At 73.9% G+C, this 18757-nt stretch carries 16 protein-coding genes and 1 pseudogene; 7 read left to right on the top strand and 10 right to left on the bottom strand.

Going from position 1 to position 18757, the window contains the following annotated elements:
• Positions 1 to 218: 218 nt before the first annotated feature.
• On the bottom strand, positions 219 to 1139 hold the full coding sequence (locus ACQYWQ_RS20960) for a zf-HC2 domain-containing protein (protein ID WP_431036590.1): 921 nt from the start codon (positions 1137 to 1139) through the stop codon (positions 219 to 221).
• Complete coding sequence (gene sigE / locus ACQYWQ_RS20955) at positions 1136 to 1936, bottom strand: RNA polymerase sigma factor SigE (RefSeq protein ID WP_431036589.1); 801 nt, start codon at positions 1934 to 1936, stop codon at positions 1136 to 1138. Before sigE ends, ACQYWQ_RS20960 begins: the two co-directional genes overlap by 4 nt.
• Before the next feature lie 210 nt (positions 1937 to 2146).
• Between sigE and ACQYWQ_RS20950 the strand changes: the two genes are divergently transcribed.
• The gene (locus ACQYWQ_RS20950) at positions 2147 to 2845 is read left to right on the top strand and encodes an O-methyltransferase (protein ID WP_431039275.1); all 699 of its coding nucleotides are present in this window, start codon (positions 2147 to 2149) and stop codon (positions 2843 to 2845) included.
• 140 nt (positions 2846 to 2985) lie between these two features.
• Here the strand turns inward: ACQYWQ_RS20950 and ACQYWQ_RS20945 are convergent, their stop codons facing one another.
• Positions 2986 to 3153, bottom strand: coding sequence for a DUF3117 domain-containing protein (locus ACQYWQ_RS20945; protein WP_003966491.1), 168 nt, complete (start codon positions 3151 to 3153; stop codon positions 2986 to 2988).
• 388 nt (positions 3154 to 3541) lie between these two features.
• Here ACQYWQ_RS20945 and ACQYWQ_RS20940 point away from each other — a divergent pair, with 388 nt between their 5' ends.
• Positions 3542 to 4342 (top strand): enoyl-CoA hydratase/isomerase family protein, encoded by an 801-nt coding sequence (locus ACQYWQ_RS20940; RefSeq protein ID WP_431036587.1) that lies wholly within the window; start codon positions 3542 to 3544, stop codon positions 4340 to 4342.
• A gap of 354 nt (positions 4343 to 4696) precedes the next feature.
• On the opposite strand, the gene ACQYWQ_RS20935 is transcribed toward ACQYWQ_RS20940, so the two are convergent.
• Together ACQYWQ_RS20935 and ACQYWQ_RS20930 are read right to left on the bottom strand one after the other, a co-directional pair.
• Positions 4697 to 5311 carry a DNA-3-methyladenine glycosylase I gene (locus tag ACQYWQ_RS20935; protein WP_431036585.1) on the bottom strand — a complete coding sequence of 205 codons (615 nt, stop codon included), beginning with the start codon at positions 5309 to 5311 and terminating at the stop codon, positions 4697 to 4699.
• Positions 5308 to 5640 (bottom strand): DivIVA domain-containing protein, encoded by a 333-nt coding sequence (locus tag ACQYWQ_RS20930; protein ID WP_431036583.1) that lies wholly within the window; start codon positions 5638 to 5640, stop codon positions 5308 to 5310. Before ACQYWQ_RS20930 ends, ACQYWQ_RS20935 begins: the two co-directional genes overlap by 4 nt.
• A 189-nt stretch (positions 5641 to 5829) precedes the next feature.
• On the opposite strand from ACQYWQ_RS20930, the gene folP reads away from it, so the two are divergent.
• From folP to ACQYWQ_RS20915, 3 genes are all read left to right on the top strand, one after another.
• The gene (gene folP, locus ACQYWQ_RS20925) at positions 5830 to 6690 is read left to right on the top strand and encodes a dihydropteroate synthase (RefSeq protein WP_431036582.1); all 861 of its coding nucleotides are present in this window, start codon (positions 5830 to 5832) and stop codon (positions 6688 to 6690) included.
• Between the two features lie 259 nt (positions 6691 to 6949).
• Complete coding sequence (locus ACQYWQ_RS20920; protein WP_431036581.1) at positions 6950 to 7402, top strand: effector-associated constant component EACC1; 453 nt, start codon at positions 6950 to 6952, stop codon at positions 7400 to 7402.
• A gap of 79 nt (positions 7403 to 7481) precedes the next feature.
• Positions 7482 to 11969, top strand: a complete 4488-nt coding sequence (locus ACQYWQ_RS20915; protein WP_431036579.1) for a caspase, EACC1-associated type — start codon at positions 7482 to 7484, stop codon at positions 11967 to 11969.
• A gap of 141 nt (positions 11970 to 12110) precedes the next feature.
• Here the strand turns inward: ACQYWQ_RS20915 and ACQYWQ_RS20910 are convergent.
• The 3 genes and pseudogenes from ACQYWQ_RS20910 to dapE all read right to left on the bottom strand — a co-directional run.
• Positions 12111 to 12340, bottom strand: a pseudogene (locus tag ACQYWQ_RS20910) (TrmO family methyltransferase domain-containing protein); the annotation flags it as partial.
• 681 nt (positions 12341 to 13021) lie between these two features.
• Positions 13022 to 13771, bottom strand: a complete 750-nt coding sequence (locus ACQYWQ_RS20905) for a TIGR00730 family Rossman fold protein (protein ID WP_431036577.1) — start codon at positions 13769 to 13771, stop codon at positions 13022 to 13024.
• 110 nt (positions 13772 to 13881) lie between these two features.
• Positions 13882 to 15000, bottom strand: a complete 1119-nt coding sequence (gene dapE / locus ACQYWQ_RS20900; RefSeq protein ID WP_431036576.1) for a succinyl-diaminopimelate desuccinylase — start codon at positions 14998 to 15000, stop codon at positions 13882 to 13884.
• A 232-nt stretch (positions 15001 to 15232) separates the two neighbouring features.
• Here dapE and ACQYWQ_RS20895 point away from each other — a divergent pair, with 232 nt between their 5' ends.
• Positions 15233 to 16279 carry a hypothetical protein gene (locus ACQYWQ_RS20895; protein WP_431036574.1) on the top strand — a complete coding sequence of 349 codons (1047 nt, stop codon included), beginning with the start codon at positions 15233 to 15235 and terminating at the stop codon, positions 16277 to 16279.
• A 271-nt stretch (positions 16280 to 16550) separates the two neighbouring features.
• Positions 16551 to 16961 carry a hypothetical protein gene (locus tag ACQYWQ_RS20890; protein WP_431036573.1) on the top strand — a complete coding sequence of 137 codons (411 nt, stop codon included), beginning with the start codon at positions 16551 to 16553 and terminating at the stop codon, positions 16959 to 16961.
• A gap of 114 nt (positions 16962 to 17075) precedes the next feature.
• Here the strand turns inward: ACQYWQ_RS20890 and dapC are convergent, their stop codons facing one another.
• The gene (dapC, locus tag ACQYWQ_RS20885) at positions 17076 to 18185 is read right to left on the bottom strand and encodes a succinyldiaminopimelate transaminase (RefSeq protein WP_431036572.1); all 1110 of its coding nucleotides are present in this window, start codon (positions 18183 to 18185) and stop codon (positions 17076 to 17078) included.
• Between the two features lie 169 nt (positions 18186 to 18354).
• Complete coding sequence (fdxA, locus tag ACQYWQ_RS20880; protein ID WP_010267089.1) at positions 18355 to 18675, bottom strand: ferredoxin; 321 nt, start codon at positions 18673 to 18675, stop codon at positions 18355 to 18357.
• Positions 18676 to 18757 lie beyond the last annotated feature (82 nt).

Raw genomic sequence — 18757 nt, 5'->3', positions numbered from 1 at the left:
AGGCGTGCGGGGGACGTGGCACCGGTGGTACGGGAGCCCCCGTGGGCACGCGGGGCCTGGCGCCGGACGCAGATCGCACCCGCCCGCAGTACGCACCAGGCGGGAGCCGACCACCGGCCACCGGCCGTGGGGCGCGGGGCGGGCCGTTCGCCGGAGGGTGCCACCCCGGCAGGGCGGCTTCCGCTCCCGCAGGGCGGGGCGGCGAACCGGCCGGGGGGTCAGTCGTCGGCCGCTGGGCGTTGCGGGGAGGGCTGCGGGAACGGGTTCCTGTTGGTGGCGCGGGCCAGGAGGGGGCTCGGGAGTGCCGCGCCGCCCTGCGGGAGCGCGAAGGCCGAGTAGGGGGCCGCGACCGGGAGCGCGGGGGTGCCGGGCAGGAGGGGGGCCGCGAGGAGGAGGGGACGGACGGGACCCGTACCCGTACCGGAGCCGCCCGCGCGGTTGCCGAGGAGGCCCGTGGCACGGCGGCGCGCGGACTCGCCGGGCTGCCCCACCGCGCTCGGTGCGCGCTGCGGGGTGACGCTGCTGCCGCGCGCCTCGGGCACGTCCCCGGTGGGGGCGCCCGAGGAGACCCCGCCGAGGGCGAGCGCGGCGAGCGAGACGGCGCCCGCTGCCGCGTAGGCGAAGCGGCGCCCGCGCGAGGACGTACGGGTGCTCTCGCCGCGCAGCGGGGAGGACACGGGGAAGGGCGCGACGGGGCTCAGTACGGGGGCGAGCGCGGGCCGGGTCAGGGCGGCGACTGCGGCGCGTCCGGCCGTGGGGCCGAGCCGTCCGGCCGCTCCTGCGGATTCCGCGGGGCCCGTGGGGCCTTGGGCGAAGCCGAATCCGGTTCCCCGGCCGCTCGCGAAGGGCGAGAAGCCGCCGGGTCCGTGTTCGTATCCGTGGTCAGGGCCTCCGGGAAGCCCTTGAAGACGCTCCAGAAGAGCGGGCGGCAGCGCGGGGGCGGCCGCCTGGGCGAAGGCACTCTTCAGCCGCCGCTGTTCATCGGCATCGGCCTTGCACCGGGGGCAGGTGGCGAGGTGGGAGAGGACTCGCTCACGGGCATCGTGATCCAGCTCACCGTCCACGAAGGCGGCGAGGCGGTCACCGAGGTGCTGCTCGGAGAGACAGCGCCGGGCGGCTGGGGGACGTGATCCGCTCACGCGCTCGCGCTCCCCCCTCCCAGCGCGGGCACCGGGCTCCTCAGCAGCCCGCGCCGCTCGGCGCGCGCCTCGGGGGAACGGTGCTTGAGGGCCTTGCGGAGCTGGGAGCGGCCCCGGTGGATACGGCTCCGCACGGTGCCGAGCTTGACGTCGAGGGTCGCCGCGATCTCCTCGTACGACAGCCCCTCGATGTCGCACAGGACGACAGCGGCCCGGAACTCGGGGGCGAGGGTGTCGAGCGCCTGCTGCACGTCGGCGTCGAAGTGGGTGTCGTGGAGGACCTGCTGCGGCGAGGGCTCACGGCTCGGGAGCCGCTCGGCCGCGTCGTCGGCGAGGGCGTCGAAGCGGATGCGCTGCTTGCGGCGGACCATGTCGAGGAACAGGTTCGTCGTGATGCGGTGCAGCCAGCCCTCGAAGGTGCCGGGGGTGTACGTGGACAGCGAGCGGAAGACGCGGACGAAGACCTCCTGCGTGAGGTCCTCGGCGTCGTGCTGATTGCCCGTGAGGCGGTAGGCGAGGCGGTAGACGCGGGCGCTGTGGGTGCTGACGATCTCCTCCCAGGTGGGTGGCGTCCACGCCTTCGATTCCGCGTCGGCGGCGAAGGTCGCGGTGCGTACGGAATCGTCGGTGGGGCCGCCCTCACGGGCCGCGCGGGCCTGCGGAAGGGCTCGGTCAGCGGTGTCGGTCACGGATTTCGGCTTGGCGGGCGCTCCGGGACGCCAGGGCGGCGCCGGGTCACCAGCCGCAGCCGCACCTCCCCTGTCAGCTCTGGTGGTGTCCAGTGGAGCACCCACCATAGCCATACGGACCGTTAGCTCCGGATAAGCGATTTTGCCGGGATTGACCTCGGCATCGCCGCTGGTCATCCCGTACGCCCGTGCTCCGCCGAGCACCGCGCTCGCGGCCATCCTCCACCTCCCGCACCGGCCTGGGACCTGACTTCCCGTGCGGCCCGGCGGCGGGGGCACTGCCCGCGACCGGCGCACACCCTCTTAACGTCCGGTCCCATCTGCGGGTTCCCTTGGCCAACGGATACAGTCACGGCCAGGCAACTACGGGGCAAGGAGAGGCTCATTACCGGCAACCGGGAGACGGGCTGGGCGTTCGCCGACGCCTTCGTCGCCGAGGACGAGACGCTGTTGTGGGCCCGGGAGCGGGCGCGCGAGGCGGGCCTGCGTCCGGTGTCCCCCGCCACCGGAGCGGCGCTCGCGCTGCTCGCCGCATCCGTGGACGCGAAGGCGGTGGCCGAGATCGGCACGGGCACCGGCGTCTCGGGGCTGTACCTGCTGCGCGGGATGCGCCAGGACGGGGTGCTCACGACGGTGGACCCGGAGCCGGAGCGGCAGCAGTTCGCGCGGCAGGCCTTCCGCGCGGCGGGCTTCGCGGGGAACAGGGCCCGTTTCATCCCCGGCCGCGCCCTGGACGTGCTGCCGCGCCTCGCCGACAACGGTTACGACCTCGTCTTCTGCGACGGCGACCGGATGGAGTGCCTGGAGTGCCTGGAGGAGGCGCTGCGGCTCCTGCGTCCGGGCGGCGCGGTCTGCTTCGAGGGCATCTTCGCCGACGGCCGTACGTACGCGGCGGGCCCCCAGCCGGTCGAGGTGGTGCGCCTGCGCGAACTCGTCCGCGCGATACGCGAGCACCCCACCCTCGTACCGTCCCTGCTGCCGGTGGGGGACGGACTGCTCAGCGCCGTCGCGCGCTGACGTCGCCGCGGCTCCGCCCGGACCGCCCCCGGACACACCCCGGCCCCCGCCTCGTTCAGCGAGACGGGGGCCGGGGTCGAGTGGTGACGTGCTCGGCGGTCACGTGGACATACGTGTGACAGGCCGTGCGGGAGATTTCGTCAGCCGACTACCTTCTTGAGGGCGTCGCCCAGGGCGTCCGCCTCGTCAGGGGTCAGCTCGACGACGAGTCGACCGCCGCCTTCGAGCGGAACGCGCATGACGATGCCCCGCCCCTCCTTGGTCACCTCGAGCGGGCCGTCGCCCGTTCGCGGCTTCATGGCCGCCATGCTCGTTCCCCTTCCTGAAACCAGCTCATCGCAGCCGGCGGCCCCGTCACAGGCGCTGCCTCACCGGCATCGAACACATTGCTTCCGCTGTCATTATCCCGCATGCGGGGGCTTGGTGACCAACATCGGGCGGACTCATCTGCGCAACGCGCTCGTTCAAAACCACTCATTCCGGCGATGTGACTGGAATACTGCCCCACTTCACCCCACGCCCGGACCCCGGTTTTGTTGACGCAGATCACAGGGACGGGAGGAATGCGCGGGTCGGAAGGGGCCCGCCGTGATCTCGGTCATGCCGGTATCGGGCGCTCGCGAGGATGATGGGACGGTTGCCCGTCCGCCCGGCAGCGGAGCCCGGCGGAGGGCTGGATCAGAGGGGATCTCCTTCATGGCCGACTCCGTCCTGTACGACGTGACCGACGCGCTCGCCACGATCACGCTCAACCGTCCCGAGGCCATGAACGCCCTCGACACGGCGACGAAGGAGGCACTGCGGGACGCCCTCCAGAACGCGGCGGCCGACCCGGAGGTGCGGGCCGTGCTGCTCACCGCGACGGGGCGCGCCTTCTGCGTCGGCCAGGACCTCAAGGAGCACGTGGCCAACCTCCAGCGGGACAAGGAGACGGGCGACGGCGGCACGATGAGCACGGTGCGGGAGCACTACAACCCGATCGTGCGGGCGATCACGGCGATGCCGAAGCCGGTCGTGGCGGGCGTGAACGGGGTCGCGGCGGGGGCCGGTTTCGGTTTCGCGCTGGCGGCGGACTACCGCGTCGTCGCGGACACGGCGGCGTTCAACACGTCCTTCGCCGGGGTCGCGCTCACCGCCGACTCGGGCCTCTCCTTCACGCTCCAGCGGGCCGTCGGGCACAGCAGGGCGAGCGACTGGCTCCTCTTCCCGCGCAACATCAGCGCGCAGGAGGCGTACGAGCTGGGCCTCGTGAACCGCCTCGTCCCCGCCGCCGAGCTGGCGGAGACGGCCCTGAAGGTCGCGCGCACGCTCGCGGAGGGCCCGACGGTCGCGTACGCGTCCCTGAAGGGCTCCCTCGCCTACGCGGCCTCGCACACGCTCGACGAGGCGCTCGACAAGGAGGACGAACTCCAGACGGTCGCCGGCACGTCGCAGGACCACGTGATCGCGGTGGAGGCCTTCCTGAAGAAGGAGAAGCCGAGGTACGTGGGCCGCTGACCCAAGCGGAGGGCGGCCCGCCCGGTGAGCGCGTGGGGGCCCGCCAGGGTGAGGCGAGGCGGCGGGGCGCGTGCCGACGCGGCGCGGATGAGGCCGGCCGACACGGCGCGGGGCAGGGGCGGGGCGGCGCGTGGCGTCCCGGCGGCCCGGGGCAGGGACCCACGTGGCTCCGTTCCGGCCGCCCGGAGCAGGACGCGATCGGCCCGGGAGACGCCCCGCCCCGTCCGTACGGATCACGGGAGGGGCCGGGCCGGGGCGCAGGACCGGCCTGTCGGCGAAGGGCGGCGCGCGGGCCGCGGGCGCCCGCCCCGTCCCCGCGGTCGCCCCTTCGGCGTGCGCGGGAAACGCGTCTCCTCAGTCCGCGCGCCCCGCTCCCGGCCGGGCCGCGCGGCCCTTGCCGCGTGCGGTGCAGGCCACGAGATGGTCGTCGACGAGGCCGCAGGCCTGCATGAGGGCGTAGGCCGTCGTGGGGCCGACGAAGCGGACGCCGTGCTTCTTGAGGCCCTTCGCGAGCGCCGTGGACTCCTCCGTCACCGCGGGGACGTCGGCGACGGTGCGGGGCGCGGGGCGGGTCTCGGGCGCGAAGGACCAGATGTACCGGGTCAGTTCGCCGGGCGCCCAGGCCGCCAGGAGGCGGGCGTTGGCGAGGACGGCGTCGATCTTGCGGGCGTTGCGGATGATGCCCGCGTCGGCGAGGAGACGGGCGCGTTCGGCGGGGCCGTACGCGGCGACCGCGGTGAGCGCGAAGCCGTCGAAGGCGGTGCGGAAGGCGGGCCTGCGGCGCAGGATCGTGATCCAGGAGAGCCCCGACTGGAACGCTTCGAGGCTCAGCCGTTCGAAGAGCGCGTCGTCCCCGGCCACCGGCCTGCCCCACTCCTCGTCGTGGTAGGCGAGGTAGTCGGGGTCGCTCAGGCCCCAGGGACAGCGGAGTCTGCCGTCGGGACCGGGCACGGCGCCCCTCGCGGTCACGGCCGCTCCCCCTCCTCGGCCACCCGCGCGGGACGGCTCGCGAGCGCGGACTCCAGGTCGGCGATGCGGGCCTCGCGTTCGTCGAGTTCGGCGGCGAGCCGGGCGAGGGCCTCGTCGACGTCGCCCATGCGGTAGCCGCGCAGGGTCTGCGGGAAGCGGAGCGCCTCGATGTCGGCGCGGCGCACGGGCCGCTCGGCGGGGAGCGGGTCGCTGAGCCGCTCGGGCGGGGCATCGGGCAGGGGCGCGCCCTCCCCGTGCCCGAGCACGGCGAGCGTGACGGCGCCGACCACCACGACCAGCGCGATGACCAGGAACCAGAACATCAGCATGCGTCTTCCCCAAGTCCCCGGGCGCGGTCCCCGCCCGGTGCTCTCCTCGTACGGCCCGCCCCGACGGCTGCGGTGCGCGTGGCCACGATCGTGCCATGTCCGCGCGCGGGCTAGGGTCGCAGGCGGCCCGGGAGCCGTTGATCGCGGGTGACTGGTGGGCCCTTCGCGGCCCGGAAGGGGAGCGCTGGGATGTTGCGTCTGGGTCGCAGGGAGTTCGGCGAGCACGAGCCGGTGATCATGGCGATCGTGAACAGGACCCCGGATTCCTTCTACGACCGGGGGGCGACCTTCGCCGACGAACCGGCGTTCGACCGGGTCGAGCAGGCGGTCGCGGAGGGCGCGGCGATCATCGACATCGGCGGGGTCAAGGCGGGTCCCGGCGAGGAGGTGAGCGCCGCGGAGGAGGTACGGCGCACCGCGGGCTTCGTCGCGGAGGTGCGGCGGCGCTTCCCGGAGGTCGTGATCAGCGTGGACACGTGGCGGCACGAGGTGGGCGAGGCGGTGTGCGCGGCGGGCGCCGACCTGATCAACGACGCGTGGGGCGGCGTGGACCCGAAGCTCGCCGAGGTCGCCGGACGGCACGGCGCCGGGATCGTGTGCACGCACGCGGGCGGCGCCCGCCCCCGTACGAGGCCGCACCGCGTCGCGTACGAGGACGTCATGGCGGACATCCTGCGCGTGACGACCGCCCTCGCGGAGCGCGCCGTGTCGCTGGGCGTCCCGCGCGAGTCCGTCCTCATCGACCCGGGCCACGACTTCGGCAAGAACACCCGCCACTCCCTGGAGGCGACCCGCCGCCTCCCCGAGATGACGGCGACGGGCTGGCCGGTCCTCGTCTCGCTCTCCAACAAGGACTTCGTCGGCGAGACCCTGGACCGCCCGGTGAAGGAACGCCTCCTCGGCACGCTGGCGACAACGGCTGTCTCGGCGTGGCTGGGCGCCCGGGTCTACCGCGTCCACGAGGTCGCGGAGACCCGCCAGGTCCTCGACATGGTCGCTTCGCTCGCGGGATGGCGCGAACCGGCGGTGACGCGGCGGGGCTTGGCGTGAGGCGGACGCACGGCGCGGGGCGTTCGGCGACAGAACGCGGGCGGGCCGCGGCGGCCGGGCGTTCCCGCGTCCGGGTCCCGCCTCGTGAACCGACGCCGTCGGCGGTGCGGGCCGGGTGAGCGGGAGCAGGGACGCATGGGGCTCGACGTCGCTTCTCATGTGACAGAACATTCAACTGCCCTTATTTTTACAGGGTTTACTTGCAGTTGTTGCTGATCCGCAGGAGCAGGGCGGCGGATCGTGGTCCATGAGGAGGGGCATGAAGATCGTCATCACGGTGGACGGCGGCGCCGTGGACACCGAGGATCTTCGCCAGTGGCTCGGGAAAGACCCGGCGTTGCGGGGCAGAGTCCGCAGGGCCGCCGACCCGACCCCTCGCGGGGGCACGATGGGCCTCGCGGCGGACGCCGTACTGGCGCTGCTCGCTCCCGGCGGTGTGGCGACGGTACTGGCAGGGGCCGTGATCGCCTGGTTGCAGACCAGGAAGGGCAGCCGGACCATCACGATCACTCGCCCCGACGGGACCGAGATCAGCGTGACGACCGCCCAGGTGGAGACAGCGGACGCGGGCCACACCGAAAGGCTGGTTCAGCGCATCGCCGCCCAGCTCGACGCGGCTGCGAACTCGGGGCACCGGGGCGGCCCTGCGGAGCCGGACACGGCCGGGGACCCGGAGACGCCCCGGCAGCCCGGGGCCTCCGCACGTGAGTAGCCGGGAACGGCCGCGAGACCGTCCCCCGGCCTCCCCACCCGCCACCGACCTGGCCTCGCCCGGTACGCGCGCCGTACTCGTGGGCGCGGACAGCCACGTCTCCGCTTCCGGCCTGCCCTCCCTGCCCAGCGTCGCGAGCACCTTGGACGATCTGGCCCGGGCGCTGCACGACCTCTGCGGTATCGCCGCGGAGCACATCCATCGGGTGCCCCCCGACGCGGCGGCACCGGATGTCCTCGCGGCGGTCGAGGAGGCGGTCGACCAGGCCACCGGCGTCGTGCTGTTCTGCTACGCCGGTCACGGGCTGCTGGGGCCCGCCGACGAGTTGTACCTCGCCACGCATGACTCCACGTCGGCGGACCGGGTGGCGCAAGCGGTTCCCTTCCGCACGGTCCGGGACCTGCTCGCCCGGGCGACGGGCGGCAGCGTCGCACTGCTCGACTGCTGCTTCTCCGGGCGCGCGGCGCTCCCGGGCAATGTCATGCGTCGTGACCCTTTCGTCTCCGCCCGCCCCGACGGAAGCTTCCTCCTCGCCTCGGCCTCCTACTTCGCGCCGTCCTTCGCGCCGGAAGGAGAGGCGCACACGCTCTTCTGGGGGCGCTTGCTGCGCGTACTGGAGGAGGGTGACCCGAGCGGCCCCCCACGGCTGACCCTGGACAGCCTGCACGTCCGCCTCGACCGGATGTCGGCCGCCGGTCCCGCCCGCCCGTACCGGCAGAGCGCGGGGGACCTGGGGAGTCTCGTCGTGGCACCGAACAGGGCTTACCGTCCCCGGTCCGTCACCGAGGCGGAGCCGCCGGCCGATGTGCCCTGCCCGTACCCCGGCATGGAGCCGTTCCAGCCGCAGGACAGCGACTGGTTCTTCGGCCGGGAGGAGGAGACCGAACGGCTGCTGAGCGCGGTGCGTGATCCCCTCGCCGAGACGTGTCCGGTCATCCTGGTCGGGGCATCGGGCACGGGAAAGTCGTCGCTTCTGCGCGCGGGCCTGCTGGCCGGAGTGGAGCGCGCCCAGGAGGCGCGCGACAGCGTCGCGTGGCCCGCGCTGCTGCTCACGGCGCCCGGCCCTCGTCCCTTGCGCGCGCTGGCGGACCTCTGGTCGCGGGCGTCCGGGCGCGATGTGCCCGAGGTGGAGCGGGAACTGGCCGGGGGCACGTTCCCGGCCCCCGCGGCGGGACGTCCCGTGTGCCGTCTGTTGGTGATCGACCAGTTCGAGGAGATCTTCACCCGCTGTTCCGACCCGGCCGAGCGGGCGCGGTTCATCCGCGCGCTGTGGGGCGGTACGGCCCCGGGTCGCGACGGCACACGCCCGCGCGTCGTCATCGCCGTGCGGGCCGACCACTACGGCAACTGCCTGGCGTACCCGGAACTTCGCCAGGCGCTGGACACCGCCGGTCCACTGAACCTGTCGCCACTCGGCCAGCGGGCGCTTCGGGCCGTGATCGAACGTCCGGCAGCCGATGCGGGGCTTCTCCTCCAAGACGGCCTGTGCGACCGCGTTCTCGACGACCTGAACCGGTCGGCCGACCACGTCGAGCCCGATGACGCGCACACCCCGGCCGCGGCGCTGCCGTTCCTCGCCCATGCCCTGCGCGAAACGTGGCTGCGCAGATCCGGTGCCGTCCTGACCCTGGCCGGGTATCAGGCCACCGGAGGGATCTGGCAGTCGGTGACGACGTCTTCCGAGCGCCTCCACGAGGAACTCGGAGCGGTCGAGCGGGACGCCCTGCGCGATCTGCTGCTCCGGATGGTCCATCTGACCCCGGGCGGCGATCCCGTGCCGCGCCGGATCGATCTGGCGGACATGTACGCGGGGCGCGGCGGCGAGGACCGGGAACGCCTCGCACGGCTCTGCGACCGGCTCACCTCACTGCGTCTGATCACTGTCGACGCGGACGGGGCCAGGATCAGTCATGAGGCCCTGCTGCGTGCCTGGCCCCGGCTCCGCTCGTGGATTCTCGACGCCAGGGCCGAGCTGATCGCGTATCAGCGGCTGGCCGAGGCCGCGGCCGCCTGGGTGGAGCACGGCCGTGCGCGGGAGTATCTCCTGGTCGGCAGCCGCCTTGCCGCGGTCCGTCCGTGGCTGAGCGAGGAGCCCGGCGCGGGCATCGTGCTCGGCGCGTCCGAGCGGGACTTCCTCCGCGCCTGTGTGAGTGCGCGCAGGCGAGGCCGGATCGTACGAGCCGTGGTCACCGGAGGAGTGCTGGCCCTGGCGCTGTCGCTCGTGGCGGCGAGCACCGTCGCCTTCACCGAACGCCAGCGGTCCAGGGAACGAGCCGCGGAGCTGGCGTCGAAGCGGCTCGCGGCGCAGGCGGATGTGCTCGGGCCGGAAGACCCGGTGGCGGCTCTCGACATGAGCCTGGCCGCCTACCGCATGATGCCGACCGTCGAGGCCCGGACGAGCTTGCTGCGAGCGGCGATGGCACCCGTCCACGTGACGCTGAGCGGGCACCGCGGCCGGATCAACGATCTCGCCTACCGCAAGGACGGCGCGCTTCTGGCCAGCTCCTCCCGTGACGGCACGGTCCGCCTCTGGCACACCCGCGATCCGTACCGTCCCCGGCCCGGAGCGATCCTGCGGCCCGGAAGCGCCGCGGGTCTCGGCTGGAGCCCTGACGGCCGGTATCTCACCGCGCTCACGGAGTCGGCCTTGTATGTCTGGGACATGTCCGACCCGGACCGCCCGCGGCAGGTCGCCCGCGAGGCCGCGGACATGGGCGGCTTCCGCTACTGGGGCTGGAGTCCGGACGGCCGCGCCCTGGCAGTGCCGACCACGCGGGGCCGGGTGCTGCTGTGGGATCTCCGGAAGCCCGCAGAGCCGGCGGTCACCACGCTTCGCGTCGCCGACGAGCGACGGACCGTGTACGCCTCCGTTTTCCAGCCGCACACGTCCGTCCTGGCCGTCTTCACCGACGACGGTGTGCTGCGGCTGTGGGACCTGGCGGAACGCGAGCGGCCACGGCCTCGCGGGACACTGGCCGTGGGAGGGGTGTACGCGGCGGCGTTCCACCCGGCCGGCCGTGCCCTGACCGTCAGCGGCACCGGCAGCAGCTCCGCGAAAGGGAGTCTGTTCACGGTGGACGTATCCGACCCCGATCATCCGACGGCACGGTTCGAACGTGACCCCGACCGCCCCGTGTACACGGATATCGCGTATGCCCCGGACGGGGAGTACCTCGCCACCTCCGCCACCGACGGACGTGCTCGCGTCGTCAGCGTCCCCGGCAGTTCGGGGCCCATGAGCCCACTGGTGACAGGAACGGCGCTGGCTCGCACCCCCGAACTCAGCAGGATCACCTACGGTCCCGACGGGCGCGGCATCGCGAGCGGTGATTTCGGCGGCGGAATCCATGTGTGGGCACCACCCGCTCGCACGGTCAACGGAGGGCTGGCAGGCAGTGGTTCGGCGTCGGGCGGCGCCTTCGAGGGGGACCAGCGCTACGTGGCGACCTACGGCAGTGACCGTGGGCCGGCCACGGTCTGGGAACTGGGTGACCGCCTCGTTCCCCGGGAATCGGCCGCTTTCCCCGCGGCATGGACCTTGCCCCGTTTCCTGCGGGGCCGCGATGTGCTCCTCACACGCCACAAGGAGCGCAACGCGGAGAAGCTGTGGTCCCTGGAGGACGGACGGCTCCGCCCGGGATACGAGTTCCGCTCCGTCACGAAGGAGCCCGCCACGAGCTCCGACGGCAACCTCATGGCGCTCCAGAAGGGCGACCGGGGCCCGCTGACGCTGTGGGACATCCACGACGTACGAAAACCGAAGCGGCTGGGAGACGTACCCGTCGCCAAGGGCGCGAAAGTGACGCCCGCCTTCGTGCGCACCGGCGTCCTGGCGGTCATGCGCGACGACGGTACCGAACTCTGGGACGTCAAGGACCCGCGACAGCCACGGCGCGGACAGTGGGTGGCGGGGAGGCCGGGCGCCCTGAGCCAGGCGCCCGAGGCGCTGCCCGTCCTGCTCGCCTCGCCGGACAAGGAGAACAACGATCCCCTGACACCGGAACGCCTCGTCGTATGGGCCGTGTCCGCGAACGCCACAGCCCACGAACTCGACAACCGCGTCACGGGCCGGCGCCATCAGAGCGGGATGCTCTCCGACCGATTCCTCGCCAATCTGTCCGACTCGGGTCAGCCGACCCTGTGGGACATGGAGAGCCCAGGACGCGCCCTCGCGCTCCCGGGACCCCGCAGCCGGCTGGACGCCCTGCGATCGCACCCGGAGACCGGCCGGCTGGCGGCGTGGCAGACCTCCGCCACCAGCGCCCCCGTCCTCGCGGTATGGCGCCTCGACGGTTCCGATGGCGAGACCGAACTCGTGTATCAGGCGCAGGGACTCCCTGACGGGATTTCCGGCCTCGCGGTGGACGCGTTCAGCCCGCGCGGGGACGTCCTCGCCCTGTCCTCCTCCGCGGACCTCGTCCGAGGGCTGGGGGCCCGCACGCTGCTCCTGGACATGGACCCGGCACGGCTCGCCGACACCCTTTGCGCGGTCCGCACGAAACCCGTTTCCGGCAAGGTGTGGCGCAAGGCCTTCCCCGACCTGGACTACCACGACCCCTGTGCCTGACCTGCCGCTTCCCGGTCCTCGCAGGTCCCTCCCGCGCCCGGCGGAAGCCGCGTCGACGGGCGGCTTCCGCACGCCGGGTGGTCGATGTCGCGGGCGTTCGCGCAAGGCGCGTCCACGGCAGCCGACCTGGCGTCCACGTCGGTCGGCCGGCCGGGCGGGCCGGCGCGTCGTGCCCCGGCGTCCCTCTCTCGGAAGTACGGGGCCAGGTCGGCCACCGGGGTCCCGTCCACCGCGTCGAGATCCGTGACCGTGGGGTCGCGGCCGTCCACCCCGAGCAACCTCGGGCAGCTGACGGCCGGTTGCGTGGGCCGCAGGTGGTCGCGGTGCACGAACGTGCCGGTCGCGCGCGACGCGGGTGCCCGCGGTATCCGGTGGGCGGCTACCGCGCCACCTCGCGTGGTGGGGACGCCTCCGGGGACGGTCGCTCGCGCGGGCGCGGCGGGAGGACGGGGCCGAGGCGGCGGGGTGGTCGCACGGGAGGCGTGCCGGCTCGCCGACCGGCTCGATCCCGAGCCCGGGGCCCGGTGGGCCCGCGCGGGCGCCGTTCACCCGGCGACCGGGCCCGGACCCGATGCTCCGGCCGCCCTGCGGACCTGGGCCGTGGACGCGGAACGGCAGTCGCTCGTACGGGCGTTGCCGCGCCTCCGACAGCCCTTCGCCCTGCGCTTCCCCGACCCCGGGGGTGCCTGGTACGAGCTGGGCGCGGGCCCCGTTCCGGCGTACGCGTCGCGCACGGGGGCCGCCCCGTTGCGAGGTGGCCGGGCACGTCACGCCGTACGCGGCCGGCATGGCGCTGAACGGGACCCGCCCCGTACGCTCGTGCGCTGCGCGCTCGCCCCGCATCTCACGTACGAACACGAGGGGATCGTGCGGGAGCCGCGCGGACCGGGCGGGCACGTAGGGGGCTCGTTCGGGATCGGGGTCCCCGTGTGGCGCCTGCGCGTCGCGGGACCTTGTTCCCGGCAGGCGGGACGCGAGCCCTGCGGTCTTCACGCGGACCACCCGGGCGCTTGCGTCCCCGCCCTCTGAACCACCGGGGAAACGGGGCTTCCTCAGACCCCCGCCTCCTTCGTCACCAGTGCCACCGCCTCGTCCACGTCGTCCGTCAGGTGGAAGAGGTCCAGGTCATCGGGGTTGGCCTTGCCCTCGGCGATGAGGGTGTCGCGGAGCCAGTCCACGAGACCGCCCCAGTAGGCCGTGCCGAAGAGGACGATCGGGAAGCGGGTGACCTTCTTCGTCTGGACGAGGGTCAGGGCCTCGAAGAGTTCGTCCAGGGTGCCGAAACCGCCGGGCAGGACGACGAAGCCGCGCGCGTACTTCACGAACATGATCTTGCGCACGAAGAAGTAGCGGAAGTTCACCGCGATGTCGACGTACTTGTTGAGGCCCTGCTCGAAGGGCAGCTCGATACCGAGGCCGACCGAGGTGCCCTGTGCCTCCCAGGCGCCCTTGTTCGCCGCTTCCATCGCGCCGGGGCCGCCTCCGGTGATCACCGCGTACCCGGCCTCCGTGAGGGCGCGGCCCAGGCGGACCCCGAGCGCGTACTCGGGTGAGTCGGGGTCCGTCCGGGCGGAGCCGAAGACGCTGATGGCCGGGGGGAGTTCGGCGAGCGCGCCGAAGCCGTCGACGAGTTCGGACTGCATCCGCATGACCCGCCAGGGGTCCGTGTGCACCCAGTCCGTGTCACCGCGCGAGTCCAGCAACCGCTGGTCCGTCGTCCCGGGCTGCACCTGGTCGCGCCTGCGTACCACGGGTCCCAGGCGCTGCTCCTCCACCGGGCCGTTCGATTCGAGACTGGCCATCGCGCTCCCCTCTCATTCGTGCGTCCGGACAGCCTAGGACGTCCGGGATGGCCGGGGACGCAAGCGGAGGTGAGCGGGAGGTGGTGGCGGGACCAAGGGCGGGGGAGCACTCAGTTCGTCAGCCAGGCGCGCAGGCGTTCCTCGGCCGCCAGGACGTGGCTGATCTCGACGTTCTCCTCGCGCTTGTGGGCGAGCAGCGGATTTCCCGGACCGTAGTTGACGGCCGGGATGCCGAGGGCGCTGAAGCGGGCCACGTCCGTCCAGCCGAACTTGGGGCGCGCCGTGCCGCCCACCGCTTCGAGGAACGCGGCCGCCGCCGGGTGGGTCAGGCCCGGGAGCGCGGCCGGGCTGTGGTCGTCCACGACGACGTCCGTGACGCCGCAGCCGGCGAAGACCTCCTCGACGTGCGCGAGCGCCTCCGCGTCCGAGAGGTCCGGCGCGTACCGGTAGTTGACGGTGACGACGCACGCGTCCGGGATGACGTTCCCCGCGACGCCGCCCTCGATCCGTACGGCGTTGAGGCCCTCGCGGTACTCCAATCCGTCCACGAGCGGGCGGCGCGGCTCGTACGCGGCGAGCCTGGCCAGGATCGGCGCGGCGGCGTGGATCGCGTTGGCGCCCATCCACGAGCGCGCCGAGTGGGCGCGTTCGCCGCGCGTGTGGAGGTGGACGCGCAGCGTGCCCTGGCAGCCGCCCTCGACCTCGCCGTCCGAGGGTTCGAGCAGGACCGCGAAATCCCCGGCGAGCCAGTCGGGGTGGGCGCTCGCGAGGTGGCCGAGACCGTTGCGGTCGGCGGCGACCTCCTCGTTGTCGTAGAAGACGAAGGTCAGGTCGCGGTTGGGGGCGGGGACGGTCGCGGCGAGGCGCAGCTGCACGGCGACGCCGGCCTTCATGTCGCTCGTGCCGCAGCCCCACAGCAGGCCGTTCTCGTCGAGCCGCGAGGGCACGTTGTCCGCGATCGGGACGGTGTCGATGTGCCCGGCGAGCACGACGCGTTCGGGGCGGCCGAGGTGCGTGCGGGCCACGATGTTGTTGCCGTGGCGGTCCACGGTGAGGTGCGCCAGCGGGCGCAGGGCCGCCTCGATCGCGTCGGCGAGCGCCCCCTCCTCGCCGCTGACGGAGGGCACGTCGACGAGGGCGGCCGTGAGGGCACCGGCGTCGAGCCCGAGGTCGAGCGCGGGCGCGGCGAGCGCGGGCACGGCGGGGCTGGGGGCGGTGGTGTCACGCATGCGGCGAGCCTAACGCGGCGCCCCACGGGGGCACGGGGGCCCTTGCCCGTACAGGCAGCGCGCAGCTCCCGTACAGGCAGCGCGCAGGTCCCCTACAGGCAGCGCGCGGGTCCCGTACGGGCCGCGCACAGGTCCGGGCTCCTCCCCCGGCCCGCCGGTGCGAGACCTCTCTCACAGGCTTCCCGCCGCCCCCGGCGAGGAGGGTGGCCCGGGGCCGCCGAGCCGTTACCTTATGGGCGTGCCCGAGCCTTCGCCCTCCCGTCCCTTGCGCCGTCGCAGGCTGTTCCGTTACGGAGCCGCGCTGACCGTCTCCTGCGCGCTCGCCGGTTACCTCGTGGTGCGCTTCGGGCCCGACGCGCACCACGCGCGGCCCGGTTGCGAGGTCGTCTCGGCCGACGACGACGGGGCCACGTACTTCTTCGGCGCCGATCAGGCGGTGAACGCGGCGACGATCGCCGCCGTCGGCACTTCGCACGGGATGCCCGAAAGGGCCGTGACGATCGCCCTCGCGACCGCGCTCCAGGAGTCGGGGCTGCGCAATCTCGACCACGGCGACCGCGATTCCGTGGGCCTCTTCCAGCAGCGGCCCTCGCAGGGCTGGGGCACGGTCGCGCAGATCATGGACCCCGTCTACAGCGCGGGGAAGTTCTACGAGCGGCTCGGCAAGGTCGACGGCTACGCGAGCCTCCCGCTCACCGTCGCCGCGCAGAAGGTGCAGCGCTCCGCGTTCCCCGACGCCTACGCGAAGCACGAACCGGACGCCGCCCTGCTCGCCGCCGCGCTCACCGGGCGGGCCGAGGCCTCGCTCACGTGCGAGTCCACCGTGCCGGAGGGCCCGGGCGACCCCTCGGCGGTACGGGCCGCGCTCATCAGGGATTTCGGTGCGCGCGTGCTCCCCGGCGCCCCCGAGGCGAAGACCGCGGGGAAGAAGCGGCGGGCCACGAGCGTCGCGGGCTCCGCCTCACCCTCGCCGGTCGCCGGCACGCTCGCCGGGGGCAGGGCCGCCGCGCCCGCGCGGGCCCGCACGGTCGTCGTACCGGTCGCCGAGCCCCGTACCGCCAAGGAGCCGAAGGCCCGGCAGCGCGGCTGGGAACTCGCCCAGTGGGCCGTCGCCCACGCCTCGGTCCTGCGCATCTCCGAGGTCGGCTACGCGGGCCGCGAGTGGCGTGCCTCGGGCACGGGGCACACGTGGCGCGAAGTCGGCGCGGAGCGGGGCGGGTCCGCCGGTGCCAAGAAGGAGGACGGGCCCGAGGGCGTACGGATCGTCACGGCGCCCTGAGCGGAGCCGCGCGGGCTCAGCCGTGCGACACCTCGCCCGCGCGGGGGATCGCGAGGCCCCGTCAGGAGGCGTGTCCTGGGCGCTGAGGCGCAGGTCGGGGGCGGTACGGGCGCTCGCTCCCGCGTCGTACGACGAGGGGCCGACAATACGACGCATTGCCAACTCTTTGCCCTGGCCTCCCGCAACCTTCGCCTCGCTCACGCGGTAGTCACGGCGTCCGGGGCCCCGGTGGGTCCCGAACGCACTCACTGATCCCCCGCGAAGGAGCACCATGTCCAAGCCCCTCACCCGCCGTCTCGCCGGTGCCGCGCTGCTGCTCGCCGCCGGTGCCGCGCCCGTGATCGGCGCGGCCGGCGCCGCGAACGCCGCCGAGCTGCCCTCGACGCAGGGCCTCGGGGTCTCCTCGCTCGACGGCGACGCCCTGGGCTCGACGGTCGACGGTGCCGCCAAGGGTGCCGCGCAGACCCTCGGCGAGACCGGTGGCAAGGCGGTCGGCACGGCGGCGCCCGAGGCCGGGAAGCTCGTCGGCCACGCCGGGCACACCCTCGCCCCCGTCACCGAGCGCGCGGGCGACGGCGACCTGCTCGGCACGGCGGGCAAGACCCTCGGCGGCGCCACCAAGGGCGGCCTCACGAACGGCCTGACGGGCGCCCTGCCCACCAAGGGCCTCCCGCTCGGCTGAGCCGGGACACGCACGCGGCACGAGGGCCGGGGCCCGGGGAGCACGAACTCCCCGGGCCCCGGCCCGTTCCGTACCCGTGGGCGCCCGTGCGTGCCGCCGGGCACCGTCCCGGCCTCAGGCGGAGAGCCGCGCCACCGCAGCGGCGACGCGCTCGTCGCTCGCCGTCAGGCCGACGCGGACGAAGCGCTCGCCCGCGTCCCCGTAGAAGTCGCCGGGCGCCACGAGGATGCCGAGCGAGGCGAGGTGGGCGACCGTGTCCCAGCAGGACTCGCCGCGCGTCGCCCACAGGTAGAGGCTCGCCTCGCTGTGCTCGATGCGGAAGCCGTGGTCGAGCAGGGCGGTGCGCAGCGCGGTGCGGCGGGCCGCGTAGCGCTCGCGCTGCTCGTCGACGTGCTTGTCGTCACCGAGCGCCGCCGCCGTCGCGGCCTGCACGGGCGCGGCCGTCATCATGCCGCCGTGCTTGCGGACCTGGAGGAGCGGGCCGAGCACGTCGGGGTCGCCCACGACGAAGGCGGCGCGGTATCCGGCGAGGTTGGAGCGCTTCGAGAGCGAGTGGACGGCGACGATGCCCTCGTACGAGCCGCCGCACACGTCCGGGTGCAGGACGGAGACCGGGTCGGCCTCCCAGCCGAGTTCGAGGTAGCACTCGTCGCTCAGGACGAGGACGCCGTGCGCGCGCGCCCACGCGACGATCCGGGCCAGCTCGTCCGTGCCGAGCACCCGGCCGGTGGGGTTGGAGGGCGAGTTGAGCCACAGGACGCGCAGGCCCTCGGGGTCGAGCGTCGTCGGGTCGTCGTAGGCCACGTGCTCCGCGCGGGCGAGGCGCGCGCCGACCTCGTACGTGGGGTAGGCGAGGCGCGGGTAGGCGACGCGGTCGCCCGGGCCGATGCCGAGCTGGAGCGGGGCCCAGGCGACGAACTCCTTGGAGCCGACGACGGGCAGGACGTGGTGGTGGCCCAGGCCGCGCGCGCCCAGGCGCCGCTCCGCCCACTCCACGATCGCGTCGCGCAGCGCGGGCGTGCCCCACACGGTCGGGTAGCCGGGCGAGTCGGCGGCCCCGGCGAGCGCCTCCTGAACGAAGGCGGGCACAGGGTCGACGGGGGTGCCGACGGACAGGTCGACGATCCCGTCGGGGTGCGCGGCCGCGGTCTTCTTGTAGGGCTCCAGCTTGTCCCAGGGGAAGCCGGGGAGCAGGTCGTTCAGTGGCCGGGGCAGTGCGGGCACGGGAGGCTCTTTTCAGGGGGGACGGGCGGCGGGTGGCGGCGGGTCATCCGTACGGGAGGAGCGCTCCCGTAGCGGAAAAGCGCAGGTCCCGCCGGTGCGGGTGCACGGGCGGGACCTGAAGTGCGCGGGCGCACCGGGGAAGCGGGGGCGGGCCACAGGGGCCCGCGGCTCACCCGTTCTGCGGCGGAAGGGCGGCGACGAAGGGGTGGTCGCGCTCGATCAGGCCGAGCTTGCTGGCACCGCCGGGCGAGCCCAGCTCGTCGAAGAACTCGACGTTCGCCTTGTAGTAGTCCTTCCACTCCTCCGGGGTGTCGTCCTCGTAGAAGATCGCCTCGACCGGGCAGACCGGCTCGCAGGCACCACAGTCGACGCACTCATCCGGGTGGATGTAGAGGGAACGCTTCCCCTCGTAGATGCAGTCGACCGGGCACTCCTCGATGCAAGCCTTGTCCTTGACGTCGACACAAGGCTGCGCGATGACGTAGGTCACGCTGTCGTTCCTCCTCGATAGGGCGCTGGCGGGCCCGTCCTCTGGGGGTCCCGCCGCCTGGCGCGCGCGGGAGCGGCGTCGT

This window comes from Streptomyces sp. P6-2-1 (genome assembly GCF_050613165.1).
Lineage (GTDB): Bacteria > Actinomycetota > Actinomycetes > Streptomycetales > Streptomycetaceae > Streptomyces.
This window is presented reverse-complemented; position numbering and strand designations above follow the sequence as displayed.